Raw genomic sequence first — 25,336 nt, forward strand, 5'->3', positions numbered from 1 at the left:
ATCCTGTGGAACCCTCAATCTTTCGGCTGACGCACGGTCTTGGCCACCGCTATTGACATGATCCTGTCAGTGGCCGATTCGTTGCGCCACACGTGCAGCACGTGCGTCGACCGCACCACACCCCCACAGCACACGCACCACCGACTGAGGAGGAACCCTCACATGGCAGTGATGCGTCACCCCCGGCGAAGACTGGCCACCCTCGGCGCCGCGACCACCGCGGCCCTGGTCGCGAGCCTGGTCTCCGCTCTCCCCGCGGGCGCGGCACCGGCCGCCCCCGAAGGCCGCATCCAGTACGCGGGCGCCGCGAACGCCGTCGCCGGCAGCTACATCGTGACCCTGAAGGCCGACGAGGCCCGCTCCGGCTCCGCCGAGGGCCGCGCCCTGGCCGAGAAGTACGGCGCCGACATCGAGCGCACCTACACCAAGGCGCTCAACGGCTACGAGGTCGAGGCCTCCGAGACCGAGGCGAAACGTCTCGCCGCCGACCCGGCCGTCGCCGCCGTGGTCCAGAACCGCACCTTCCACGTCACCGGCACCCAGCCCAACCCGCCCTCCTGGGGCCTGGACCGCATCGACCAGCGCGATCTCCCGCTCAACAACTCGTACACCTACCCGGATTCGGCCGGGGAGGGCGTGACGGCGTACGTCATCGACACCGGCGTCCGCATCACCCACAGCGACTTCGGCGGCCGGGCCTCCTACGGCTACGACGCCATCGACAACGACAACACCGCCCAGGACGGCCACGGCCACGGCACGCACGTCGCCGGCACGGTCGCGGGCGGTTCCTTCGGCGTGGCGAAGAAGGCCAAGGTCGTCGGCGTCCGGGTACTGAACGACTCCGGCTCCGGCACCACCGCCCAGGTCGTCGCCGGCATCGACTGGGTGGCGCGGAACGCGGTCAAGCCGGCCGTCGCCAACATGTCCCTCGGCGGCGGTGCGGACAGCGCCCTCGACACGGCCGTACGCAACGCCATCGCCTCCGGCGTCACCTTCGTCGTCGCGGCCGGCAACGAGTCCACCAACGCCTCCACCAAGTCCCCGGCCCGGGTGACGGAGGCGATCACCGTCGGCGCCACCACCTCCGGCGACGCACGTGCCAGCTACTCCAACTACGGTTCCGTCCTGGACCTCTTCGCGCCGGGCTCCTCCATCACCTCCGCCTGGCGCACCAGCGACACGGCCACCAACACCATCTCCGGTACGTCCATGGCGAGCCCGCACGTCGCCGGCGCCGCCGCCCTCCACCTGGCCGACAACCCCTCGTCCACCCCCGCCCAGGTCTCCTCCGCGCTGACCTCCGCCGCCACCACCGGCGTCGTCGGCAACCCGGGCAGCGGATCGCCCAACCGCCTGCTGCACGTGGGCGAAGGGGACACCACCCCGCCCCCGACCGGTGACCGCTTCGAGAACACGAGCGACTACACCATCGCCGACAACTCCACCGTCGAGTCCCCGGTGACCGTCTCCGGCGTCTCCGGCAACGCGCCCTCGAACCTGGCCGTCGAGGTGGACATCACCCACACCTACATCGGCGACCTCCAGGTCCAGCTGATCGCCCCCGACGGCACGGCGTACACGCTGAAGTCGTACGGCACCGGCGGCAGCGCGAACGACATCCGCACCACCTACACCGTCGACGCCTCCGGTGAGTCGGCGAACGGCACCTGGAAGCTGCGCGTCAGCGACAACGCCTGGTGGGACTCCGGCCGGCTCAACGGCTGGGCCCTGCAGTTCTGACGTGGATCCGAGGTAGATCCGCCCGGCACACCCCCGCCCCCGGGGAGGGCTCCCCGGGGGCGGGCCCGTCACCGCGCGCCTACGATGCGGCTCGTGTCCATACCTCCGCCCCACGGGCCCCAGCACCACGGCGGTCGTCCACCGCCGCAGTTCCCCCACGGCGGGCAGCCCGGTTTCGCGCCGTACGGGTTGTACGGGCCCTACGGTCCCCGGCCGCCCGCCGCGGTCAACGGGGTCGCCATCGCCTCGCTGGTCTTCGGTGTCCTGTGCTTCCTGCCCGCCTTCGGGCTGGTGCTGGGTCTGATCGCCCTGGGCCGGATCAAACGGCGGGGAGAGCGCGGACGGGGCATGGCGGTCGCCGGGTCCCTGCTGTCGTCGCTCGGGCTCGCCCTGTGGACGGTCGCGCTCATCACCGGGGCCGCGGCCGACTTCTGGGAGGACGTCAAGGAGGGTGCGCGCGGCAACAGCATCCTCGCCCTGCGCAAGGGCGACTGCTTCAACTCGCCCGGCGGACTGGAGGGCTGGGCCACCGACGCCGACCGATTGCCCTGCACGCGTGAGCACGACGGAGAGGTCTTCGCCGTCGTCCCCCTGCCCGACGGTGCCTACCCGGGCGCCGCCCGCCTCACCGGCACCGCCGCCGAACGGTGCCAAGGCCTCCTTCGGGCCTACGTCATGGACACCTGGGCGCTGCCCGGCCATGTGGACGTCTACCACCTCACCCCGTCCGAGGAGGGCTGGGACTTCGGCGACCGCGAGATCACCTGTGTCCTGGGCAACCGTGACGCGCAGGCCGGCCTCACCGGGTCGCTCCGCCGGGACGCGACCACGCTGGACGCGCACCAGGTGGCGTATCTCGAGGCCGAGGGCATCCTCGGCGCGGCACTGGACGAGGCCCCCGGGTCGGACCACCCCGAGGACGATCTGCCGGGACACAAGGAGTGGGCGGCGAAGGTCGCGGACGCCCTCGCCGAGGAGTCCCGGCTGCTGCGCGAGCACGCGTGGCCCGTCGGTGCCGAAGGGCCGGTGGGCGACCTCGCCGCCGAGCTGGCGGCGGCGGAGGAGGAGTGGACGAAGGCCGCCGGGGCCGCCGACGCGGACACCTACGTCGAGTACACCGACGCGGGCCGGTACGTGACCGATCCCTCCATCGCGGTCACCGCACGCAACGCTCTCGGCCTGACCGACACGCCGCCCGCGTACGACGAGGAGGCGGAGCGCGCGCCGGAAAGCGGTGCCATGAAGGTGTGACGGGCCCCATACCGGGGAGAAAGTGCCTGGGTAAAGCCCTCACGCGGTAGATGTCATCACATCGAGTGATTCTCTGGCCTTTGCTTGCCTGGCACAACCTACGGTTGCCACCCTGTTGCTGTCTGTACAACCTGATGGGAGTGGCCCGTGACATTCGGTGAGCAGCCGGCGTACCTGCGCGTCGCGGGTGATCTCCGCAAGAAGATCGTCGACGGCCGGCTGCCCCCGCACACCCGGCTCCCCTCCCAGGCGAGGATCCGCGAGGAGTACGGCGTCTCGGACACGGTCGCGCTGGAGGCGCGCAAGGTGCTCATGGCGGAGGGCCTCGTCGAGGGCCGATCCGGGTCGGGGACGTATGTGCGGGAGCGCCCGGTGCCCCGGCGCGTGGCCCGCTCCGGGTTCCGTCCGGAGCGGGGGGCCACGCCCTTCCGTCAGGAACAGGCCGACGCGGGCGTCCGCGGTACCTGGGAGTCCAGCAGCGAGCAGACCGACGCCTGCGCCGCCATCGCCGGCCGGCTCGCCGTCGAGCCCGGTGACCGCGTGATGCGCACCAAGTACCTCTTCCGGGAGGCCGGCGAGCCGATGATGCTCTCCACGTCCTGGGAGCCGCTCGCCCTCACCGGCCGCACCCCCGTGATGCTCCCCGAGGAGGGGCCGCTGGGGGGCATGGGCGTCGTCGAGCGCATGCGCGCCATCGACGTGATCGTGGACAACGTCACGGAGGAGGTCGGCGCCCGTCCTGGGCTCGCCGAGGAACTGGTCCTGCTGGGCGGCGTGCCCGGGCATGTCGTCCTGGTCATCCAGCGCACGTACTTCGCCTCCGGCCGGCCGGTGGAGACGGCGGACGTGGTCATCCCCGCCGACCGCTACCGGGCCGCGTACCACCTTCCGGTGAAGTAGCCCCGCCCGCCCCGCTCCCGCTCCACCACCCCCTCGCGCCCGTTCCGCGCCCCCGGCTCCCCGCCCGCCCCGGCGCGCGGGGCGGTTCACCGCTGCCCCGCAGCCGTAGCAATCTGGCCGTTCTCGCAGGTCGTCCCGGGAGCGGGGCACGCCGGGCGGTATGCCGCTGACCGGATGCGTCGACCCTCCCGCACGGCGCAGTGACCACCGTGCGCCCCCTGCGTACTGGCCGGTTGCGTACCTCTTTGTGAAAAGGCGTATTCGCTCAGTGAAGGCAAGGCGTAGGCTCGGGCATATGCGGACTGCGGTTTCCTTACCGGGCGGGGCGCGGCACAGGCCGCGGGCGGCAAGTGGAGGGGAGCGATGAACGACGGCACGGTGACACTTCCCTGGCTCGTCGTGCGTCAGGACGACAACGGCAATCGCTACCGGGTGGGCAGGTACGCGACCCGCGCCGAGGCGGAGAGGATCGCGGACAGCCTCGACGGGCGAGGACACCAACAGCTCTACTGGGTGGAGCGGATCAGCCAGAACGGAACCTCCGCGGACTGACCCCGGCCGCCGACGGGTCCCGGCCCGTGTCTCCCGTAGGCTCCGGCGTCTCCCGTAGGCTCCGGCGCATGAGTGAGCGGGTCGTGGTGGTCGGGGCGGCGTTGTGGCACGAGGGGCGGCTGCTCGCCGCCCGGCGGAGTGCGCCCGCCGAGCTGGCCGGGCGCTGGGAGCTGCCCGGGGGCAAGGTCGAACCGGGAGAGGCCCCGGACGCCGCCGTCGTACGGGAGTTGCGCGAGGAACTCGGGGTCGACGCCGAGGCGGCCGAGCGGGTACCGGGGGAGTGGGCGCTGCGGGCGCCGTATGTGATGCAGGTGTGGACGGCGCGGCTGCGCCCCGGGTCCGCCGCCCCCGAACCCCTCCAGGACCACGACGAGCTGCGCTGGCTCACCCCCGAGCGGATCTGGGACGTCGACTGGCTCGACCACGACGTGCCGGCCGTCCGGGACACCCTTGCCCACCTCGGCCTCCGCGAGGGCGTGTGAAGCGTGACTCCGGCGTGCGGACGCGGGGGTGACGGAGCGTGGGCGCCCTCCCGCGCCGTGCGCGCCACGATGCGCCGTCGAACGGGGTACTCCGTCCGGGATATCGGGTATGTGCCCATTAACCCCATGAAACCGGACATGGGTGGACCTCCTCACGGAACTCCCTCACTCCCTCGGCGGGGAAGTGATCCGCGTGACCGACAGCGACGGCGACTGGGCCGCGTGGACCTTCAACGCGGACCCGGGAGCGGTGCGCGCCGCCCGCTCCGCCGTCCGCGACCAGCTCCGGCTGTGGGACCTCGACGACATCGGCGACCTCGCCGCCCTCCTGGTCAGCGAACTCGTCACCAACGCCCTGCGACACGCCACCGGCCCCGTGGGCGTGCGCCTGGTACGCCCCTCCGAACGCGGCGAAGTCCTCCTCGTGGAGGTCTCCGACCCGCTCCCCGACCCCCCGCGCGAACGTGAAGCCCGGCCGGAGGACGAGGGCGGACGGGGACTGCAGCTCCTGGCCTCCGCCTCACGCCGCTGGGGCACCCGGCCCGGCGCCGCCGGCAAGACCGTGTGGTTCGAACTGGCGGTGCCCGGATGAGACCTCGCACGGGCGTTCACCGGTGTACGCGCCGCAACCTTCCGTCGAGTGACCGGTTCAGGCCTGTGGAGGTTGTCGAAGAGGGGGATTCGACGACGTGTCCGCTGGTTAGAAGACTGGAAGTGTTCTCACGGCGCGGACCGAAAAGCATCGGGACCGTGCTGTGATCGTGAACACCGTGTCGTGCGGCGCCGTAGTGCTGGATACTGCGGGCAGCCGCCCCCGGTGACCGGTGCCGGACGCGGTGAGCTGGAGGGGACGGTTCGCGTGAGCGAGATACCAGCGAAGGCCACGGAGTCCGAGGACTCGAAGGGCGGCGCGAGGGGAAGGGCCGCCGACGGCCCCCTCCCCGGCGACGCTCCGTCCGGCGACGGCATGTGGCAGAGCAGTCCGCCCGGCTCCATGTACGACTACATCAAGGTCGCCTCCTTCTCCATCGGCCCGGACGGGCTGGTCGACCAGTGGAGCCTGCGCGCCGAGCAGATCTTCGGCATCCCCGCGGAACGGGCCGTCGGCGTGGACCCCATCGAGGCGTTCATCGAACCCGTCCGGCGCGAGCGCGGTCAGCGCAAGATGGCCGAGATCCTCGACGGCCGCGAGTGGACCGGAGTGGTGCCCTTCCGGCTGCCGGACACGCTGGTGGCCGACGAGCGCGACCGGGAGGGCCTCGCCGAGGTCTACGTCATGCCGACGCGGACCGAGGAGGGCGAGAAGGCCGCCGTCTGCATCGTCGTCGACGTCCGCACCCTGCGCCGCATCGAGACCGACCTCGCCGCCTCGCAGGCCATATTCGGCCAATCTCCGTTCGGCTTCCTGCTGATCGACCCCGACCTGCGGGTACGCCGCGCCAACCAGCGGTTCGCGTCCATCTTCGGCGGCACCCCCGACGACCACCGCGGCAAGGGCGTCCACGACTATCTGCTGCGCGGGGAGGCCGAGCGGGTCGCGGCGACCCTGCGCCGGGTCCTCGAATCCGGCGACTCCATCACGGACATGCACGTCACGGGCTTCGTCCCGGGCTCCGACGAGCGTCGCCACTGGTCCGTCAACCTCTACCGCGTGCACAGCGGCAGCGGCCGGCCCATCGGCATCGCCTGGCTCGGAACCGACATCACCGCCCGCCGCGCCGCCGCCCGGGAGGCCGCAGCCGCGCGGCGCAATCTCGCCCTCCTCAACGAGGCGGGCGCCCGGATCGGCAACTCCCTCGACCTGGAGACCACCGCCCGCGAACTCCTCGACGTCGTCGTCCCCGGCTTCTGCGACCTGGCCACCGTCGACCTCTACCAGGGGCTGCTGGCCGGCGACGAGACCCCGCCCGGGCTCGCCGACGGCAGCGCCGAGGTGCGCAGGGTCGCCTTCGCCAGCGCGGTCTCCGACGCGCCGTTCAGCGGCACCGGGGAACCGGTCAAGCTCGGCGCCGTTCACCACTACGCCTTCAACTCGCCCTGCGCCGACGCCCTGCGCACCGCCCGCCCGCAGACCGTCCCCGGCGAGGACGGCGGCTTGGTGCAGTCCACGCTCGCGGTGCCGATGGTCGCCCACGACACCGTGGTGGGTCTCGCCCAGTTCGCCCGCACCAAGGGCAGCGAACCGTTCGGTGACCGCGACCGCGACCTCGCGGTCGAACTCGCGGCCCGGGCCGCCGTCTGCATCGACAACGCCCGCCTGTACCGGCGCGAGCACGAACGCGCGCTGATACTGCAGCGGTCCCTGCTCCCGCCCGGCGACCCGGAGGCCTCCGGCCTCGACATCGCCTGCCGCTACCTGCCCGGCAACGCGGCCACCGGACGGCCCAGCGAGGTCGGCGGCGACTGGTTCGACGTCATCGAACTGCCCGGCCACCGCACCGCGCTGGTCGTCGGTGACGTCATGGGACGCGGGCTGCGCGCGGCCGTGGCGATGGGCGAACTGCGCACCGCCGTACGCACCCTGGCCCAGCTCGACCTGGAACCCGCCGAGGTGCTCTCCCAGTTGGACGAGATCGCCCGCGGGCTCGGCGCCCCCGGCGGCCCCTCCCAGGCCTTCGCGGGAGGCGTCCAGCAGGCCACCAGAGCCGCCCGCCGCCCCCGCGAGGCGGACCTGTCCGAGGTCTACCTGGCGACCTGCGTCTACGCCGTCTACGACTCGGTGACCCGGCGCTGCACCTTCGCCAACGCGGGCCATCTGCCGCCCGTCCTGGTCGAACCCGGCGAGCCCGCGCTGATGCTGGACGTGCCGCCCGGCATGCCGCTCGGCGTCGGCGGGGAGCCCTTCGAGGAGGTCGAGGTCGAACTGCCCGAAGGCGCCCTGCTCGCGCTCTACACGGATGGACTGGTCGAAAGCCGCGATCACCCCCTCGACGAGGGCCTCCAAGCCTTCGTCGGCACCCTGACGGATCCCTCCGCCCCCCTGGAGGACGTCTGCGACCACGTCCTCAACACCCTGGACACCCACCACGGCGAGGACGACATCGCCCTGCTGATGGCCCGCGTCCAGGGACTGCCCGCCGACTCCGTCGGCGACTGGACCCTGCCCCGTGAGCCCCGCAGCGTGGGCCGGGCCCGGGAGTACGCCCGGGCGCGGCTGACGGCCTGGGACATGGAACCCCTGATCGACACCACGGAACTCCTGGTCAGCGAACTCGTCACCAACGCCCTGCGGTACGGCGAGGGGGAGATCAGACTCCGGCTCCTGCTCGACCGCACCCTGGTCTGCGAGGTCTGGGACGCGGGCCTGGTCCAGCCCCGCCGCCGGCGGGCCCGGGACACCGACGAGGGCGGCCGCGGCCTCCAGCTCGTGGGCCTGCTCAGCGCGGCCTGGGGCTCCCGCCGCACCCCCCGCGGCAAGACGGTGTGGTTCGAACTCCCCCTCCCCGGCGCCGACACCACCCTCACCGACCCGGCGGAGGCCCTGCTGAGCCTGTTCTGAGGGGGCGCCGACGGGGTGGGTACGCTGTGCGCCATGCACCTCACCCCGGCAACTCCGGTACGCCTGGAGGCCGGCGCGCTCGTTCTGCGTCCCTGGGCCCCGGAGGACGCGGCGGTCCTCGCCGAGCTGTACCGGGACGAGGCCCTGCGCCGCTGGGCGGCCGCGCCCGTGCACGACGAGCCGAGCGCGGCGCGTTGGGTGGCCGAGCAGCAGCGCGGCTGGGAGGCCGGTGAGCGCTTCGCGTTCGCCGTGCGGGAGACAGGGGCATCCGACGCCCGGCCGGCGGGCGACGTCGTCCTCAAGCGCGCGACCACGCCCTCCTCCTCCGCCGAGGTCGGCTACTGGACGGCGGCCCATGCGCGGGGCAGGGGAGTGGCCCCGCGCGCTCTGACGGCCCTGGCCGACTGGGCCTTCGACGCCTTCGCGCACCAGGGCCTGACCTGCCTGGAGTTGCTGCACCAGGTCGACAACACGGCCTCCTGCCGCGTCGCGCAGAAGAGCGGCTTCGCGCTGTCCGGTGTGCTCCCCGCCGCCCCGCCGGCCTTCCCCCTCGACGGCCACCAGCACATACGCCGGGCTCCCGCCGCCGGGTGATCGCAACCGGAACGCCCGTTCCCCTCGTCCTCCCCCTCAACATCAACAACGCGACGGCCCCGAGGGAGTCGCCGGGCGAGGGGTGAGCCGGCATGGAACGTACGGACCCGCAGGAACCGGCGACCTCGTCCCCGGAGCCGGCCGAGGCGGAGGCGGTCGACGCGGAGGGCGGGGCGTCCTCGCCGAAGTCCGCTGGAGCGAGTGCCCCGGACGACGCAGGGGCCGAGGCTCCCCGACGAGAGCCCGTCGGTGAGGCTTCCCCGCCGGCGCCGGCCGACGGCGACCCGGCCGCGCCCGCCCCCGGCGACCCGGCCGGCCGGCGTCGCAGACCCTGGGTCCGCCGGACCAGACGTGTCGCCCTGGCCGTCGCCCTCGTGCTGCTCGTGCCGCTGCTCGCCGCCGGGACGGCCCTGCGCGTCAACTACATGGGAGACCCGGCGGGGGGGACGTACACCCGTGACCGGGACGCCCTGTGGCTCGGGCACGCCTGGGTCGACGGGCGCAAGAAGGACGCCGACGTCACCGCGCTCGCCCGCCGCCTCGCGGACACCGGGATCCGTGACCTGTACGTCCACTCCGGACCGTTGGAGCACGACGGAACCCTGCCGAAGTCGGCCTACCCCCGCGCCCGTTGGCTGATCGACGCCGTCCACCGGGAGCTGCCGGGCGTCCGCGTCCAGGCCTTCCTCGGGGACGTCCTCGCCAACGGGGGTCCCGACGGCCTGCACCTGGACCGCGCCGCCACCCGCGCGGAGGTCGTCCGCAGCGCCGGCCAGGTCCTGGACGTGGGCTACGACGGCGTCCACCTCGACCTGGAGCCCCTGCACTCCGGCGACCGGGACTACCTCTCCCTCCTGGACGACCTGCGCGCCGTCACCCGCGCCGAGGACGCGCAGCTGTCCGTGGCCGCCCACCAGATCGACCCGCTCCCAGCGCTGCACTCCGTCTTCGGCCTCTTCACCGCACACCCCAAGTGGTGGTCGCAGGAGTTCTTCGGCCAGGTCGCCCGGCGCGTCGACCAGATCGCCGTGATGACGTACGACACCGCCCAGCCACTGGAGGGCACCTACGGCGGTTTCGTGGCCCAGCAGACCTCCCTCGCGCTGGAGGTCACCCCGCCCACCACCCACCTGCTGATCGGTCTGCCGTTCTACCACGAGAGCAACTTCGACCACTGGGGCCATGCCGAGACCGTCGCCGCCGCCGTCCGCGGCGCCCGCCTCGGCCTCTCCCGGACGGACCCCGACCGTGAGCTCTTCGGCGTCGCCCCGTACATCGACTTCGCGGCGACGGAGACGAACTGGAAGGAGTACCGGGAGGGCTGGGTGAACTGAGCGGTCTCTTTGGGATCACGGTTCGGCCTTCGGCTCGGGAAGATCTTTACGCCGGCCGGACGGCGTGATCTTCTCTGGCTGTCATGAACAGGCGGCCTCTGGGGAGGGGCCGGTGTCGGGGGGAGGGCGCGGCCGTGCGCACCACCGAGGAGAAGGTCCGCTCATGTCCGGAGTGCGGTGCCGCCGTCAGCACGGACACCACATTCGTCACGTGGTGCCGTGCCTGCGACTGGAACGTGGACCCGGATCCGGGCCCGGAGCAGGGGGAAGGGGACAGGCTGCACCGTGCTCGCCGTGCCCTGGCCCGGCGGTACGGCGAGAAACTGCTGGCCGAGGTGACGGCCGGCGGGACTCTGCGCGCCCGGCGTGACGCCTCCTCGCTGTTCGCCTACGCCCTCGCGCTCGTCGTGCACGGAGTGACCGCGGCCCTGGCCCTCGGCGGGATCTGGTGTCTTGTGGCGGGGTGGGGCGGCTTCGGAACGGTGCTGGGAGCCCTCCTCCTGCTGATCGCCTGGACGCTCAGGCCGCGCGTGGCGAGACTGGGCGACACGGCCCCGGTCCTGCTGCGCGAGGACGCGCCCGAGCTCTATGCGCTGATCGACGAGATCGCCGAGGTGGTGGGTACGCGCGGGGTGGACCGCATCGCGATCGAGACGGAGATCAACGCGGGGGTCCAGGAGGTCGGTCTCCGCGGACGGCGGGCACTGCGGTTGGGGCTGCCCTTGTGGGAGATGCTCACGCCGCAGCAGAAGGTCGCGCTGCTGGGCCACGAACTCGGCCACTACAGCAACGGCGACACCCGCCACGGCTTCGTCGTGGCGACGGCGTACCGCTCGCTGACCACCTGGTACTACTACCTCGCCCCGACCCCCCACCCGGACGCTGTCGAACTGCTCGTCAACCTGTTCTACGCCGTACCGCGCCTGCTCCTGCGAGGAGTGCTGTTCCTGCTCGACCACCTGATGCTGCGGGCCGGCCGGCGAGCCGAGTACCTGGCCGACCGTGCGGCCGCCCGTGCCGGGTCCACCGAGGCGGCGGTCGAGCTGATGGACCGGCTCCTGGTGACGGACTCGATCGAGGTCCTCCTCCGGAGCGAGGCCAACAAGGCGGCCGCCGGGGGAAGTCGCGGCATCCGTGCGGCCGAGGCGGGTGCGGAGGGGATCTGGGAGCGGCTCGGCGCCTATGCGGCGTCCGTTCCCGAGGACGAGTACGAACGGCGGCGTCGCGTCGGCGCTCGCCGGGGGCACAGCGTCGACTCCACCCATCCACCGACCCACCTCAGGCGCAGGTGCCTGCTGACCGGCCCGTCCGTGCCCGCCGCCGTGACGATGGACACCGACCGGGAACGGCGCATCACCTCCGAACTCGCCGCGGCTCGCACCGCCATGACCCGCACCATCGTCCGGCACGGTTTCGACGGCTGGATGTAGCGGCGTCGAGCTTCTGTCGTGCAGCCCAAGCTCGCCGTGGTGGCGGTAGCGATTGACCTACTTCGATGCGGTCGCCCTGGAGATGCCCACCGACGTCCTTCAAGCTCTGGGGTGCGTTGGCGTGTGCCATGGCGTGTCCTGAGTGTTGCGGAATGCGTGGTGTCGGGCCCAGGCGACGATGAGCAGGCTGACTGCTCCGAGGGTGGCGGCTGACACGGCGACCACGGTGACGCCCGAGCTCTGCAGCAGGAGACCACCGACGATGCCGCCAAGGGCCATCGCGGCGTTCCAGAGGGTGACGAGGACGGCTTGCGCGGTGTCAGCGGCCATGCTGCTGCGCCGCATTCCGGCTTGTCCGGCTGCGGTTTGCAGCAAGGTCGGGGCACCGCCCCACCCCAGGCCCCAAAGAACAGCCGCGACCCAGACGATGGCGTGTGTTGTGGTGACGGCAAGGGCCGCGGTGGCGAGAGTGAAAAGCACCGCACCGGTGACCATCAGCGCCCGTAGCCGGCGGTCGACATGGCGTCCGACGTACCACATGCTCACCAGGCATGCGACACCGAAAGCAAGGAGAACCGCGTCGGTCGCCGACCCGAGCCCGGCGTGCTGCAGGTAGGGAGCGATGTAGGCATAGATGATCGTGTGCCCGAGAACGAACGTCGTGACAGTGACCATGATCGCCGCGACACCGGGCACTGCCAGGGTCTGCCGCAGGGACGACTTCGCTGATTCTGGTGCGGGGTCCGGACGGTTGGTGTCAGCCTGTTCAACGGCGGGTTGCTCCACGCCGGGGACGGACACGCTGATCCAGCCGATGACGGCAAGAGTGACCAGGGAGACAGCGCCGAACGCCGCCCGCCATCCGACCTGTTCACCGATCAGCGTGCCGGCCGGAACCCCCAAGGACAACGCCACAGGGATCCCGGTCATCGCCACTGCGATGGCGCGGCCTTCCAAGCCGACTGGTGCGATACGACGGGCGTAGCCGGCGAGGATCGCCCACGCCAGGCCCGCGGCCACACCGGCGAGGAACCGGCCCGCAAGCAGGACGATGTATGCCGGTGCAGCCGCAGTCAGCGTGTTGGCCACCAGGAAGACGGCCATGGCGCCGAGCAGCAGTGGTTTCCGCGGAACAGATGCTGTCGCCGAGGCGAGCGGGATCGCGGTCAATGCCGTACCGGCCGCATAGACGGTGACGGCCTGGCCGGTAGCACCTGAACTGGTGCCCAGTGAGGCCGACATCTCGGGCAGTACACCGGCAGGCAGAGTCTCCGTCAAGCTCGTGATGAAGACGGCAGTCCCCAGTGCCAACAGCGCCGACCATGGCAGGCCGACCTGTCGCGTACGAGACTGTGTGTCAGAAGACGTGGTGGTCATGGACCGAATCTTCAAACCTTCACATAGATGTGATGGTCAAGTCGAGGTGCGCCGAGTAGCTTCGACGGGCGTGAGGATCGGTGAACTGTCGCGACGTACAGGTGCGTCCCGTCGACTACTTCGCTACTACGAGGAGCAGGGGCTGATTGTCCCGGACCGGGGCGCGAACGGGTATCGGGAGTACGACGACCGCTACGTGGACAGGGTCAACCAAATCCGTGGCCTGCTGGATGCGGGACTCCCCACCCGCATCATCAAGCAGATACTTCCATGCCTGGACAAACCTCGATCGATCCACTTTCCCGATGCAACACCGGAGATGCTGGCCTTGCTGGCCGCCGAGCGGGACCGGCTCACCGAGCGGATCGACGTACTCATCCGCAACCGTGATGCGATGAGCGAGTACCTGACCGAAGTCGGACGATGTCGAGCGCTGCCGCCCGCCAGCTCTCACGGGACACCGAACTCCCCGTCGGTGGTGTCAGCAACGTCATGACCCGCAACAGCCGGGCACCGCCCGGACGGGCCGTGACCGGGACCGTGGGGCACTCAGCCCGCCGAGGAGCGGCGCCGGATCTTGTTGCCCAGCCACACGAGCGGGTCGTACTTGCGGTCCACCGCCCGTTCCTTCAGCGGGATAAGCGCGTTGTCCGTGATCTTGATGCCCTCGGGGCAGACCTCCGTACAGCACTTGGTGATGTTGCAGTAGCCGAGGCCGTGTTCGTCCTGGGCCGTGCGCTTGCGGTCCAGGCCGGTGTCCTCGGCCGCGTCCAGCGGATGCATGTCGAGCTCCGCGACCCGCATCAGGAAACGCGGTCCGGCGAACGCCGGCTTGTTCTCCTCGTGGTCACGGACCACATGGCAGGTGTCCTGGCACAGGAAGCACTCGATGCACTTGCGGAACTCCTGTGACCGGTCCACGTCCTCCTGCATCATCCGGTACTCGCCCGGACCGACCCCCTCCGGCGGCACGAAGGAGGGAACCTGCCGGGCCTTGGTGTAGTTGAAGCCGACGTCCGTCACCAGGTCCCGGATCACCGGGAAGGCCCGCAGCGGGGTCACGGTGATGGTCTCGTCCCGGTCGAACACCGACATGCGGGTCATGCACAGCAGCCGCGGACGCCCGTTGATCTCCGCCGAGCACGATCCGCACTTGCCTGCCTTGCAGTTCCAGCGCACGGCGAGGTCGGGGGCCTGGGTGGCCTGGAGGCGGTGGATGATGTCGAGAACCACCTCGCCGTCGTTCACCTCGACCTTGAAATCCTCCAGGCCGCCGCCCTGCACGTCCCCCCGCCACACCTTGAAGCGGGCCTCGTAGCTGCTCACTCGTAGAGCTCCTCTTCGGCGAGGTACTTGACCAGCTCCTCCTTGTCGAAGAGGGCGAGCAGGTCCGGGCGGATGGGTTCGGTGGTCTCACGGGTGAGGGCGATCCGGCCGCGTGCCGCGTCGTCGGCCGCGGGAGCGTCCGCGCCGTCGGCGAGCGCGCACAGCAGATTGACGTTGCGCCAGGACCGGTCCATCCCCGCGTGGTCCTCGCGGGTGTGGCCGCCGCGCGACTCGGTGCGCTCCAGTGCCGCGCGGGCCACGCACTCGCTGACCAGCAGCATGTTCCTGAGGTCGAGGGCGAGGTGCCAGCCCGGGTTGAACTGCCGGTGCCCCTCGACCCCGGCCCGGCCGGCCCGCACCCGCAGCTCGGCGAGCTTCTCCAGGGCCCGCTCCATCTCGCGTTCGCGGCGGATGATGCCGACCAGGTCGTTCATCGTCTGCTGGAGCTCCTGGTGCAGGGTGTAGGGGTTCTCCGGCGGGCCCTCGGACGGTTCCCCGCCCTCCGCGGAGAACGGGCGCAGGGCCTCCGCGGCGGCCGTGTCGACCTGTACGTCGTCCACGCGGGGCCGCACGCCCCCCGCCGAGCCCGCGTACTCGGCCGCGTGCCATCCCGCCCGGCGCCCGAACACCAGCAGGTCCGAGAGGGAGTTGCCGCCCAGCCGGTTGGAGCCGTGCATCCCGCCGGCCACCTCACCGGCCGCGAACAGCCCCGGCACCCCGCGCGCCGCCGCCGAGTCGGAGTCGACGGCGATACCGCCCATCACGTAGTGACAGGTCGGCCCGACCTCCATCGCCTCCGCCGTGATGTCCACGTCCGCCAGCTCCTTGAACTGGTGGTACATCGACGGCAGCCGCCGTTTGATCACCTCGGCCGGCATCCGCGTGGACACGTCCAGGAACACCCCGCCGTGCGGGGAGCCGCGTCCCGCCTTCACCTCGGCGTTGATCGCGCGGGCCACCTCGTCGCGGGGGAGCAGTTCGGGCGGGCGCCGGTTGTGGTCCGGGTCGTCGTACCAGCGGTCGCCCTCCTCCTCGGACTCCGCGTACTTCTCCTTGAAGACGTCCGGGACGTAGTCGAACATGAACCGCTTGCCCTCGGAGTTGCGCAGCACCCCGCCGTCCCCGCGCACCGACTCGGTGACGAGGATGCCCTTCACCGACGGCGGCCAGACCATCCCCGTCGGGTGGAACTGCACGAACTCCATGTTCAGCAGCGGGGCCCCGGCCAGCAGCGCCAGCGCGTGCCCGTCGCCGGTGTACTCCCACGAGTTCGACGTCACCTTGAACGACTTGCCGATCCCGCCGGTGGCGATCACCACGGCGGGCGCCTCCAGCACGAAGAACCGGCCGGTCTCGCGCTCGTACCCGAAGACGCCGCTCACCTTCTCGCCGTCCTTCAGCACGCGCGTGACCGTGCACTCCTGGAAGACCTTCAGCCGGGACTCGTAGTCCCCGGTCTCCCGGAAGTCCTCCTGCTGGAGCGAGACGATCTTCTGCTGGAGGGTGCGGATCAGCTCCAGACCCGTACGGTCGCCGACGTGGGCGAGGCGCGGGTACTCGTGGCCGCCGAAGTTGCGCTGCGAGATCCGGCCGTCCTTCGTCCGGTCGAACAGCGCGCCCCAGGTCTCCAGCTCCCACACCCGCTGCGGGGCCTCCTGGGCGTGCAGCTCGGCCATCCGCCACTGGTTGAGGAACTTCCCGCCGCGCATGGTGTCGCGGAAGTGGACCTGCCAGTTGTCACCGGCGTTGACATTGCCCATCGCCGCCGCGATGCCGCCCTCGGCCATCACGGTGTGCGCCTTGCCGAACAGCGACTTGCAGATCACGGCCGTACGGGCGCCCCTCTCGCGCGCCTCGATCGCGGCGCGCAGACCGGCGCCGCCGGCCCCGACCACGACGACGTCCCACTCCTGTCGGTCGACCACGGACATCAGTGAAGGCCCCCAGCTAGAAGAAGCGCGGATCGTCGAAGACACCGGACGCGACGAGATACACGTAGAAATCGGCGAGCGCCACGCTCAGCAGCGACGCCCAGGCGAGCTGCATGTGCCGTGCGTTCAGCCGGCCCACCCACTGCCACATCCGGTAGCGCACCGGATGCCTGGAGAAGTGCTTCAGCTTCCCGCCGACGATGTGCCGGCAGGAGTGACAGGAGATGGTGTACGCCCAGATCAGCGCGATGTTGACCAGGAAGACCAGGGTGCCCAGACCCATGTGGCCCCAGTTGTAGTCCTCGTCGCGGAAGGCGAGCACGGTGTCGTAGGTCAGGATGCCGGCGACCAGGATCGCCGCGTAGAAGAAGTACCGGTGGATGTTCTGCAGGATCAGCGGGAAGCGGGTCTCCCCGGTGTACTTGGTGTGCGGCTCGGCCACCGCGCAGGCCGGCGGGGACGCCCAGAAGCCCCGGTAGTAGGCCTTGCGGTAGTAGTAGCAGGTCAGCCGGAAGCCGAGCGGGAAGATCAGGATGATGATCGCCGGCGAGATGCCCCACCAGCTACCGAAGAGCTCCCAGTTCGGCCCTGCCTTCATCGGTTCGCAGTTCTCCGCCAGGCACGGCGAGTAGAACGGCGAGACATAGGGCGCCGCGTAGTAGTCGGCGTCTGCGAACGCCCGCCAGGTCGAGTAGACGATGAAGGCGAGCAGCCCGGCCGCGGTGGCGGCCGGGGCCAGCCACCAGCGGTCGGTCCGCAGGTGCGGGGCGGCGATCGCGGCGCGCGTGCCGGTTCTCACGCCGCCGCTCGGGTGATGGGGTTCTGTGGCAGGAGGTTCCGTGCCAGTGGCCACTTGTCCACTCCGGTAGGGGTCAGGGGGCGTGACGGTTGCGGGCGCCGAGACCCTCGTCGTCCGTGTCCACCCACAGCGTGGGGTCGTACGGCGTGTCGGAGATGGTCACGAGATCGGGCCGCTTCTGCGGTGCCGCGGTGGCGGCGGCCGTCTCCCGCAGCAGCGCGACGCTCTCGCGCAGGTGATTGGTGTCGGCGCGGACGCGGCGCATCTCCAGGCCGCCGCTGCCCATCTGCTTCTCCAGGCGCCCCACCGACCGGATCAGGTCGTCGAGACAGCGCTGGACGGATGTCAGTTCGTCGTGCACGGACATGACTTGCCCTCACTTCCACGGGTCCCTCTGGCCCAAGGCGGCAACGTTCATGCGCCTGCGAGTGTTGCGCGTCACACCTTGCGCTGTGAAGGGATGTGCATCGATTGGCCGAGGCGTATGGGTGCACCGCACGGTGCGTTGCGCCGCACGGGTGGGCTTGTCACCCGTGGCCGCCGTGTCGCCCCGAGTTGCCGAACCCTTTCCTCTTCAGTGGGCCGCATACATCGGATGAGCTCCAAATACCACCAAAAGTGATCGTAACGCCCGCGGCTTTCCGGAGGTACCCAGAGATGTCCCACGACGGCATCGGCCCGCGCGCGGCTCTGCGCTCGGTCGCCTTCCTCACCGCCGGCTTGCTCGCGGTGCCCGCGCTGGCCGGATGCGGGTCCGACGACCCCGCGGGCAAGCCGGCGGCGGGAGCGGACATCGCACGCGCCGACCGGGCGAAGATCGCGGACGGGGGCACCCTGCGCTGGGCCGTGGACACCGTCCCCGACACCCTGAACACCTTCCAGGCGGACGCCGACGCCACCACCTCCCGGATCGCCCAGGCCGTGCTGCCGTCCCTGTACCGGATGGACGGCCGGGGCCGGGTGGTGCGCAACCCCGACTATCTGGAGTCCGCCGAGGTCGTCGACACCGAGCCCCGGCAGGTGGTCGTCTACAAGCTCAACCAGCAGGCGGTCTGGAGCGACGGCCGCGAGATCGGCGCCGCCGACTTCGCCGCCCAGTGGCGCGCCCTGTCCGGCAAGGACACCGCCTACTGGACCGCCCGCAACGCCGGCTACGACCGCATCGAGAAGATCGAGCGGGGCAAGAACAACCTCGAGGTCAAGGTCACCTTCCGGCGCACCTACGCCGACTGGAGGTCACTGTTCACCCCGCTCTACCCCAAGGAGGTCATGGGCACGCCCGACTCCTTCAACGACGGGGCGCGCAAGAAGCTGAAGGTCACCGCCGGCCCCTTCACGGTGCAGAAGGTCGACACCGAGGAGGACGAGGTCACCCTCACCCGCAACACGCGCTGGTGGGGCGACCCGGCGAGGCTCTCGAGGATCGTGCTGCGCGCCGTACCCCGCGACAAGCGGATCTCCGCGCTCAGCGCCGGCACCCTCGACCTGGCCGAGATCGATCCTTCCGCCGCCCGCCGCATCACCGTCGCCGCCCTTCCGCAGAGCGAGAGCAGCCCCCTCGCGGGCCCCGGCGCCGACCGCTCCGCCGCGGACGCGCTGCGCTCCTGGGCGGTCGCCAACGGCTCCGACGAGGAAGCCGCCGACGAGGAGATCTCCGCCCGCAAGAAGCTCCGCAAGAAGGCCGCCAAGTACGCCCGTCAGCAGAAGGCCCTCACCGGCTTCGAGGTGCGCAAGTCACTGGAGCCCGCCTACACCCAGCTCGCCCTCAACGGCGCCGACGGTCCCCTCGCCGACGAGCGGGTCCGCCGCGCCGTGGCCCGCGCCCTGGACCGCCGGGCCCTCGCCGAGGCGGTGCTGAAGCCGCTGGGCCTTCCCGCCGAGCCTGTCGGCAGCCACCTCGCGCTGGCCGGCCAGGCCGCCTACGCCGACAACAGCGGCGCCCTCGGCAAGCAGGACGCCAAGGAGGCGCGGGCCCTGCTCGCGGACGCCGGCTGGGTGCCGGGCGGTCCGGTCAAGGAGGAGAAGAAGAAGGACGAGGGCGAGGAGGCGGCCGGCGCGGAGGGGGAGGACGCCTCCGAGGACGCCTCCGCCGAGGGGGACTCCGGGAGCGAGTCGGAGGGCGGCGACGACGGCACGTACATCGTCGGCGAGGACAACGGGGGCGACGAAGGGGACGGGGAGGGGGACGGCGGCGACAACAAGGCCCCGCGCGACTCCGGCACCGGCACCCAGCCCCTGCGGCAGGGCGGCGCCCCCGGGGCCTACGCCCCCAAGGGCACCGCCGCCCCGGCCCGGGCCGAGGACGCCCCCGTCGCCAAGGACGGCAAGGCGCTCACCCTCCGGTTCGTCCTGCCCACCGGGCCGGGCTCGGACATGCTGGCCACCGTGGCCGGCCGGATCGCGGGGATGCTGGAGAGGATCGGCATCCGCACCGACATCAGCAAGGTCGACGACGAGAGCTACTTCAAGGACCACATCGCCTCCGGCGCGTACGACCTCGCCCTGTACTCGTGGCCCGCGACCGCCTTCCCCGCCACCGACGCCCGCCCCGTCCACTCCAAGCCCGTCCCTGCCGCCGACGGCTCCCTGAACGTCGAGCAGAACTGGACCCGCGTCGGCACCGACCAGGTCGACCAGCTCTTCGACCAGGCCATCGGCACCCTCGACGACTCCGAGCGGCACGCCCTGCTCCGCAAGGCCGACTCCCGCATCTGGGCGGCGGCCGGCTCGATCCCCCTCTACCAGCGCCCCCAGCTCACCGCGGCCCGCAAGAACCTGGCCAACGTCGGCGCCTTCGGTCTGCGCACGCCGGTGTACGAGGACATGGGCTTCCTGAAGAAGGGGGCGAAGCCGGCGGCGGGCCCGTCGCCCGGGGCCCCGTCCGCCGGTTAGCTCAGCGAACGCTCAATTGGCTTGCCACCCCCGTCCGGCGCCCGCACGATGAGTACCGACACGATCACAGTGCGGACGCGGGGCGGCCGTGCACGGGGGGAAAAGGGGCCGGCGGATGCGCGGTGCCGTACGACGTCTCATGGTGGCGGGCCTGACCACCGCTGCCCTGGTGGCGGGCCTCGCGGGATGCACGGGGGACCCGGACGGCGGGGCGGACGGGAAGACGACGGCCGCGGCCACGGCGTGCGCGGACCCCGCCTACACGTGGTCCGGGATCCGGCGGACGCAACAACTGACCGGGCTGGCCGACCCGATCCGGTTCGAGAAGAGGACCGACTCCTACGAGGCCCGCCTCGAGCCCGTCGGCGACCTCGTCCACCGCCCCTCGGTGACCGGCGCGCCCCGGGGCGTCGGCGCGGCCGTGGTGATCGAGGCGCTGGGCACCCACCTGAAGGCCGAGGAGCCCCTCGCGGGCCCCTCGGAGACCGAGCGCGCGGACGAGGACCACTTCTTCGAGGCGGCGACCGGCGACCTGAAGGGCGCGTACTACGCGTGGGGCTGGGTCGACCTGGTGGAGGCCGACTTCACGTACACCTGCGGGAGCGCGGAGCCGGTCCGGGGCCGGGTGCGGACCTGGGAGGGGACCGGCACCGGTTTCCTGCCCTGCTCCGAGGAGGCCGCCGACGCCACGGCCGGCCGCACCGCCGCCCGGGAGAGGTGCCCGGCCGGATCCGTCGCGGCGGAGACGGCTGCCTGACCGCTGAGCTGCGCAGACACCTTCGGGACTGTGCCGGGGTCGACGCACCCGTACCATGGGGTGAGGCCGTGGCGTGTTCAGCCCGGCAGGGCCCGCACACCACAGACGCTCGTGCGGGGCATTCCTCAGCACTCCGGGAGTACGCCTTATATGGCCACGCGCCACGACATCCGCAACGTCGCCATCGTCGCCCACGTCGACCACGGCAAGACCACCATCGTCGACGGCATGCTGAAGCAGGCCGGCGCCTTCGCCGCCCACCAGCTCGACTCGGTCGACGACCGCATGATGGACTCGAACGACCTGGAGCGTGAGAAGGGCATCACGATCCTCGCCAAGAACACGGCGGTGAAGTACCACCCCAAGGACGGCGGGGAGCCCATCACGATCAACATCATCGACACCCCCGGCCACGCCGACTTCGGCGGCGAGGTCGAGCGCGGCCTGTCGATGGTCGACGGTGTGGTGCTGCTCGTGGACGCCTCCGAGGGCCCGCTGCCGCAGACCCGGTTCGTGCTGCGCAAGGCGCTGCAGCAGCGGCTGCCGATCATCCTCTGCATCAACAAGACGGACCGTCCGGACGCCCGGATCGACGAGGTCGTCAACGAGACCTACGACCTCTTCCTCGACCTGGACGCCGACGAGGAGCAGATCGAGTTCCCGATCGTCTACGCCTGCGGCCGCGACGGCGTCGCCTCCCTGACCAAGCCGGAGGACGGCACGGTCCCCTCGGACTCCACCAGCCTGGAGCCGTTCTTCTCGACGATCCTGGACTACATCCCGGCGCCGACCTACGACGAGGACGCCCCGCTCCAGGCCCACGTCACCAACCTCGACGCCGACAACTTCCTCGGCCGTATCGCCCTGCTCCGCGTCCACCAGGGCGAGCTGAAGAAGGGGCAGACGGTCGCCTGGATGAAGCGCGACGGCTCCGTGGCCAATGTGCGCATCTCCGAGCTGATGATGACCGAGGCGCTCACCCGCAAGCCCGCGGAGAAGGCGGCGCCCGGTGACATTTGCGCCGTCGCCGGCATCCCGGACATCATGATCGGTGAGACCCTGGCCGATCCGGAGAACCCGGTTCCGCTGCCGCTGATCACGGTGGACGAGCCGGCGATCTCCATGACCATCGGCACCAACACCTCCCCGCTGGTCGGCCGCGGCGGCACCGGCAAGGGCGCGGACAACAAGGCGGCCGTCAAGGACCGCAAGGTCACCGCCCGCCAGGTCAAGGACCGTCTGGACCGCGAGCTGATCGGCAACGTCTCGCTCCGCGTGCTGGACACCGACCGCCCCGACGCCTGGGAGGTGCAGGGCCGCGGCGAGCTGGCGCTGGCCATCCTCGTCGAGCAGATGCGCCGTGAGGGCTTCGAGCTCACCATCGGCAAGCCGCAGGTGGTCACCAAGGAGGTCGACGGCAAGGTCTACGAGCCCGTCGAGCGCATGACCATCGACGTCCCCGAGGAGCACATGGGCGCGGTCACGCAGCTCATGGGCGTCCGCAAGGGCCGCATGGACAACATGTCCAACCACGGCTCCGGCTGGGTGCGCATGGAGTTCGTGGTGCCCTCCCGCGGTCTGATCGGCTTCCGTACGGAGTTCCTGACCCAGACGCGCGGCACGGGCATCGGCCACTCCATCCACGAGGGCCACGAGCCCTGGTTCGGCACGCTGACCACCCGCAACAACGGCTCCCTGGTCGCCGACCGCTCCGGCGCGGTCACCGCGTTCGCGATGACCAACCTGCAGGAGCGCGGCGTGCTCTTCGTCGAGCCCGGCACCGAGGTGTACGAGGGCATGATCGTCGGCGAGAACTCCCGCTCCGACGACATGGACGTCAACATCACCAAGGAGAAGAAGCTCACCAACATGCGGTCGTCCACGGCCGACGTGGCCGAGTCGATCGTTCCGCCGCGCAAGCTGTCGCTGGAGCAGTCCCTGGAGTTCTGCCGTGACGACGAGTGCGTGGAGGTCACCCCGGAGGCCATCCGCATCCGCAAGGTGAACCTGGACGCCCGCGAGCGCGCCCGCGCCGCGAGCCGCGCCAAGCACGGCTGAGGGCGGCAGGAGACTTTCTGCGGCACGGACGACGGCGCCGGTCACCCGTTGCACGGGTTGGCCGGCGCCGTTGGTGTCAGGGAGCCGAGGACGTCGGCGGACGCATCGAGGAAACGCGGTAAAGGGACCAGGCCGGACTCGGTAGGGGGAAAACCCTTGATCTGGCCGGGACGCATCGTCGAAGCGGTTCGATCGCACTACCCTCCTCAGGGAACGGCGCGATCTGCGCCGGCGCATCCGGGCCCGCGGGCATGACCAAAGGCCTTGCCGGCCAGGCGTGCTGAGCACGCAGCAGCCCCGAAGGTGCCATGCACGGCGGCCACGCTACTCGCAATCGGATTTCCCCCGGAGAGTGTCCGATATTCGGACAGGCGATCCCGATAGGTGTGTAACAAGTCCGTTTCGTAAGGATCTTTCACCAAAGGGTTTGTCCGGATTTTGGAAGATGTAGGCCCCATCTGTGATCGAACCGATACCTCGGGGGTGTGGTTCGGTCACGGTGCATGGCAGATAGTTAGGCCGGTAGAGCTCGGATCAACGAGCCGCGCGCTGACGGCGCAGCTCACGAGCGCGGGGGCACCTGACGATCTCCTACACCGACGACGGGCGGTGGACGGTGGGCTGTCGTGTGCTCCCCTTTGCGGTGAACCAATGGACTCATGAGGAGGAACCCATGCGCGGTGCCAAGAGCGCCAAGTGGGTCGCGGGTGCGATAGTCGTCGCGCTGGCTGCTACTGCCTGTGGAGGCAGCGACAGTGACAACGAGGGGCAGAAGAAGGGCTCGGGGCCCGAGGGTTACGTCTCGATCGACGTCGGCGAGCCCCAGAAGCCGCTGATCCCGGCCGACACCAACGAGTCCAACGGCTCGTACGTGATCCAGTCCCTGTTCACCCAGCTGCTCGACTTCGACGCCCAGGGCGAGATCGTCTACACGAACGCCGAGTCGGTCACCACCGACGACTCGAAGACGTGGACGGTCAAGCTCAAGAAGGGCTGGAAGTTCCACAACGGCGAAGAGGTCACCTCCAAGTCGTACATCGACGCGTGGAACTGGTACGCCAACATCAAGAACAACCAGCAGAACTCCTTCTGGTTCCAGGACATCAAGGGTTACGACGACGTCCACCCGGAGAAGGGTGACCCGAAGGCCGAGACCATGTCCGGTCTGAAGGCCGTGGACGACCACACCTTCACCATCGAGCTGAAGTACACGATGCCGTACTTCAACTACAAGCTCGGCTACGCCACGTGGGCCCCGCTGCCCAAGGTCTTCTACGACGACCCGAAGGCCTTCGGCCAGAAGCCGATCGGCAACGGTCCCTACACGTTCGAGAAGTGGGACCACAAGAAGCTCATCCAGGTCAAGGCCTGGGACGAGTACCAGGGCCCGAACAAGGCGAAGAACAAGGGCGTCCAGTTCAAGGCCTACACGACGCTCGAGGCCGCCTACAAGGACGTCGTCTCCGGCAACCTGGACATGATCCGCCAGGTCGGCCCGACGGACCTGCCGAAGTACAAGCAGGACCTCGGCGACGGCGCCATCGAGCAGCCGTACGCGGCCATCCAGACGCTGACCCCGGCGTTCTACTCCAAGACCTTCAAGGACATCGACCCGAAGGTCCTGCAGGGCCTGTCGATGGCGATCGACCGTGAGACGATCACCAAGACGGTTCTGAACAACACCCGTACACCGGCCAAGTCCTTCACCCCGCCCGGCGTCAAGGGCAACCAGGACCTGGACACCGACGTGTTCACGTACAACCCGAAGAAGGCCAAGCAGCTCGTCGAAGAGGGCGGCGGCGTTCCGGGCAACAAGTTCACCGTTCAGTACAACACCGACGGTGGGCACAAGGAGTGGGTGACCGCGGTCTGCGAGTCCATCCGCAACGCCACCGGCGTCGACTGCGTCGGCGACCCCAAGCCGGACTTCGCCACGGACCTCGAGGCCCGTGACAACGACCAGGTGAAGGGCATGTACCGCGGTGGCTGGGTCGCCGACTACCCGGTCAACGCCAACTTCATGAAGGAGCTCTACCACACCACCGCCGAGGCCAACAACGGTCGCTTCTCCAACAAGGAGATCGACAAGTTGATGAACGAGGCCGACCAGGCCAGTTCCCTTGAGGAGTCGGTGAAGGCCTTCCAGGAGGTCGAGAAGAAGCTGGTCGAGCACATGCCGGCCATCCCGCTCTGGTACTACCGCATCAACGGCGGCCACGGTAAGAACGTCGACAACGTCAATGTCGACTTCCACGGTGACCTCGAAGTGTGGGCCGTCACCACCAAGTAAGAGGAACCCAAGGGCTCTTCCCATTCGGCCGTAAACCCACTGCCGCCGCTGAGGCGGCAGTGGGAGGTGCGTGGGGTCGTCTCGTCACCAGGAGACGGCCCCCCACCTGCGTTAACCCCTC

At 70.5% G+C, this 25,336-nt stretch carries 19 protein-coding genes and 1 pseudogene; 15 read left to right on the forward strand and 5 right to left on the reverse strand.

Annotation, left to right across the window (positions count from 1 at the left end):
- Positions 1–162: 162 nt before the first annotated feature.
- From ACZ44S_RS10355 to ACZ44S_RS10400, 10 genes and pseudogenes are all read left to right on the forward strand, one after another.
- Positions 163–1,743, forward strand: coding sequence for a S8 family peptidase (locus ACZ44S_RS10355; RefSeq protein ID WP_466926738.1), 1,581 nt, complete (start codon positions 163–165; stop codon positions 1,741–1,743).
- A 93-nt stretch (positions 1,744–1,836) separates the two neighbouring features.
- Positions 1,837–2,994 (forward strand): DUF4190 domain-containing protein, encoded by a 1,158-nt coding sequence (locus tag ACZ44S_RS10360; protein WP_466926741.1) that lies wholly within the window; start codon positions 1,837–1,839, stop codon positions 2,992–2,994.
- A gap of 147 nt (positions 2,995–3,141) precedes the next feature.
- Positions 3,142–3,894 (forward strand): GntR family transcriptional regulator, encoded by a 753-nt coding sequence (locus ACZ44S_RS10365; RefSeq protein WP_466926744.1) that lies wholly within the window; start codon positions 3,142–3,144, stop codon positions 3,892–3,894.
- A 330-nt stretch (positions 3,895–4,224) separates the two neighbouring features.
- Positions 4,225–4,446: pseudogene (locus tag ACZ44S_RS10370) on the forward strand (hypothetical protein); the annotation flags it as partial.
- A 68-nt stretch (positions 4,447–4,514) separates the two neighbouring features.
- Positions 4,515–4,928, forward strand: a complete 414-nt coding sequence (locus ACZ44S_RS10375) for a (deoxy)nucleoside triphosphate pyrophosphohydrolase (protein WP_466926747.1) — start codon at positions 4,515–4,517, stop codon at positions 4,926–4,928.
- A 184-nt stretch (positions 4,929–5,112) separates the two neighbouring features.
- Complete coding sequence (locus tag ACZ44S_RS10380; RefSeq protein WP_466927457.1) at positions 5,113–5,520, forward strand: ATP-binding protein; 408 nt, start codon at positions 5,113–5,115, stop codon at positions 5,518–5,520.
- 267 nt (positions 5,521–5,787) lie between these two features.
- Positions 5,788–8,427 (forward strand): SpoIIE family protein phosphatase, encoded by a 2,640-nt coding sequence (locus tag ACZ44S_RS10385; protein WP_466926750.1) that lies wholly within the window; start codon positions 5,788–5,790, stop codon positions 8,425–8,427.
- Positions 8,428–8,460: 33 nt separating this feature from the next.
- A complete protein-coding gene (locus ACZ44S_RS10390; RefSeq protein ID WP_466926753.1) occupies positions 8,461–9,021 on the forward strand; it encodes a GNAT family N-acetyltransferase in 561 nt (186 codons plus the stop codon).
- A gap of 92 nt (positions 9,022–9,113) precedes the next feature.
- Positions 9,114–10,355: a glycoside hydrolase family 18 protein gene (locus ACZ44S_RS10395; RefSeq protein WP_466926756.1), complete on the forward strand. Its 1,242-nt coding sequence runs from the start codon at positions 9,114–9,116 to the stop codon at positions 10,353–10,355.
- Between the two features lie 134 nt (positions 10,356–10,489).
- On the forward strand, positions 10,490–11,785 hold the full coding sequence (locus tag ACZ44S_RS10400) for a M48 family metallopeptidase (RefSeq protein WP_466926758.1): 1,296 nt from the start codon (positions 10,490–10,492) through the stop codon (positions 11,783–11,785).
- Between the two features lie 99 nt (positions 11,786–11,884).
- On the opposite strand, the gene ACZ44S_RS10405 is transcribed toward ACZ44S_RS10400, so the two are convergent.
- Positions 11,885–13,162 carry an MFS transporter gene (locus ACZ44S_RS10405; protein WP_466926760.1) on the reverse strand — a complete coding sequence of 426 codons (1,278 nt, stop codon included), beginning with the start codon at positions 13,160–13,162 and terminating at the stop codon, positions 11,885–11,887.
- Between the two features lie 70 nt (positions 13,163–13,232).
- Here ACZ44S_RS10405 and ACZ44S_RS10410 point away from each other — a divergent pair, with 70 nt between their 5' ends.
- On the forward strand, positions 13,233–13,658 hold the full coding sequence (locus tag ACZ44S_RS10410; RefSeq protein WP_466927459.1) for a MerR family transcriptional regulator: 426 nt from the start codon (positions 13,233–13,235) through the stop codon (positions 13,656–13,658).
- A gap of 53 nt (positions 13,659–13,711) precedes the next feature.
- On the opposite strand, the gene ACZ44S_RS10415 is transcribed toward ACZ44S_RS10410, so the two are convergent.
- From ACZ44S_RS10415 to ACZ44S_RS10430, 4 genes are read right to left on the reverse strand one after another with little or no spacing between them, the layout of a single operon-like run.
- Positions 13,712–14,488 (reverse strand): succinate dehydrogenase/fumarate reductase iron-sulfur subunit, encoded by a 777-nt coding sequence (locus tag ACZ44S_RS10415; RefSeq protein WP_466926763.1) that lies wholly within the window; start codon positions 14,486–14,488, stop codon positions 13,712–13,714.
- Positions 14,485–16,419: a fumarate reductase/succinate dehydrogenase flavoprotein subunit gene (locus ACZ44S_RS10420; protein ID WP_466926766.1), complete on the reverse strand. Its 1,935-nt coding sequence runs from the start codon at positions 16,417–16,419 to the stop codon at positions 14,485–14,487. The genes ACZ44S_RS10415 and ACZ44S_RS10420 overlap by 4 nt, the downstream gene beginning before the upstream one ends.
- Positions 16,420–16,435: 16 nt before the next feature.
- Entirely contained in the window at positions 16,436–17,272 is an 837-nt protein-coding gene (locus tag ACZ44S_RS10425; protein ID WP_466926769.1) for a hypothetical protein, read from the reverse strand.
- 19 nt (positions 17,273–17,291) lie between these two features.
- Entirely contained in the window at positions 17,292–17,585 is a 294-nt protein-coding gene (locus ACZ44S_RS10430; protein ID WP_466926771.1) for a hypothetical protein, read from the reverse strand.
- A gap of 290 nt (positions 17,586–17,875) precedes the next feature.
- Here ACZ44S_RS10430 and ACZ44S_RS10435 point away from each other — a divergent pair, with 290 nt between their 5' ends.
- From ACZ44S_RS10435 to ACZ44S_RS10450, 4 genes are all read left to right on the forward strand, one after another.
- Positions 17,876–20,110 carry an ABC transporter family substrate-binding protein gene (locus tag ACZ44S_RS10435; RefSeq protein WP_466926773.1) on the forward strand — a complete coding sequence of 745 codons (2,235 nt, stop codon included), beginning with the start codon at positions 17,876–17,878 and terminating at the stop codon, positions 20,108–20,110.
- Between the two features lie 115 nt (positions 20,111–20,225).
- On the forward strand, positions 20,226–20,867 hold the full coding sequence (locus ACZ44S_RS10440) for a hypothetical protein (RefSeq protein WP_466926776.1): 642 nt from the start codon (positions 20,226–20,228) through the stop codon (positions 20,865–20,867).
- Positions 20,868–21,017: 150 nt separating this feature from the next.
- Entirely contained in the window at positions 21,018–22,925 is a 1,908-nt protein-coding gene (typA, locus tag ACZ44S_RS10445; RefSeq protein ID WP_190161426.1) for a translational GTPase TypA, read from the forward strand.
- A gap of 673 nt (positions 22,926–23,598) precedes the next feature.
- On the forward strand, positions 23,599–25,215 hold the full coding sequence (locus tag ACZ44S_RS10450) for a peptide ABC transporter substrate-binding protein (RefSeq protein ID WP_466926779.1): 1,617 nt from the start codon (positions 23,599–23,601) through the stop codon (positions 25,213–25,215).
- The last annotated feature ends 121 nt before the right edge of the window (positions 25,216–25,336 follow it).

It is taken from the genome of Streptomyces malachitofuscus, from assembly GCF_055571035.1.

Coding starts and splice junctions, on each gene's coding strand:
- ACZ44S_RS10355 (WP_466926738.1), top strand. CDS start 163: ATGGCAGTGATGCGTCACCCCCGGCGAAGACTGGCCACCCTCGGCGCC.
- ACZ44S_RS10375 (WP_466926747.1), top strand. CDS start 4,515: ATGAGTGAGCGGGTCGTGGTGGTCGGGGCGGCGTTGTGGCACGAGGGG.
- ACZ44S_RS10390 (WP_466926753.1), top strand. CDS start 8,461: ATGCACCTCACCCCGGCAACTCCGGTACGCCTGGAGGCCGGCGCGCTC.
- ACZ44S_RS10395 (WP_466926756.1), top strand. CDS start 9,114: ATGGAACGTACGGACCCGCAGGAACCGGCGACCTCGTCCCCGGAGCCG.
- ACZ44S_RS10405 (WP_466926760.1), bottom strand. CDS start 13,162: ATGACCACCACGTCTTCTGACACACAGTCTCGTACGCGACAGGTCGGC.
- ACZ44S_RS10420 (WP_466926766.1), bottom strand. CDS start 16,419: ATGTCCGTGGTCGACCGACAGGAGTGGGACGTCGTCGTGGTCGGGGCC.
- ACZ44S_RS10430 (WP_466926771.1), bottom strand. CDS start 17,585: ATGTCCGTGCACGACGAACTGACATCCGTCCAGCGCTGTCTCGACGAC.
- ACZ44S_RS10435 (WP_466926773.1), top strand. CDS start 17,876: ATGTCCCACGACGGCATCGGCCCGCGCGCGGCTCTGCGCTCGGTCGCC.
- ACZ44S_RS10440 (WP_466926776.1), top strand. CDS start 20,226: ATGCGCGGTGCCGTACGACGTCTCATGGTGGCGGGCCTGACCACCGCT.
- typA (WP_190161426.1), top strand. CDS start 21,018: ATGGCCACGCGCCACGACATCCGCAACGTCGCCATCGTCGCCCACGTC.
- ACZ44S_RS10450 (WP_466926779.1), top strand. CDS start 23,599: ATGCGCGGTGCCAAGAGCGCCAAGTGGGTCGCGGGTGCGATAGTCGTC.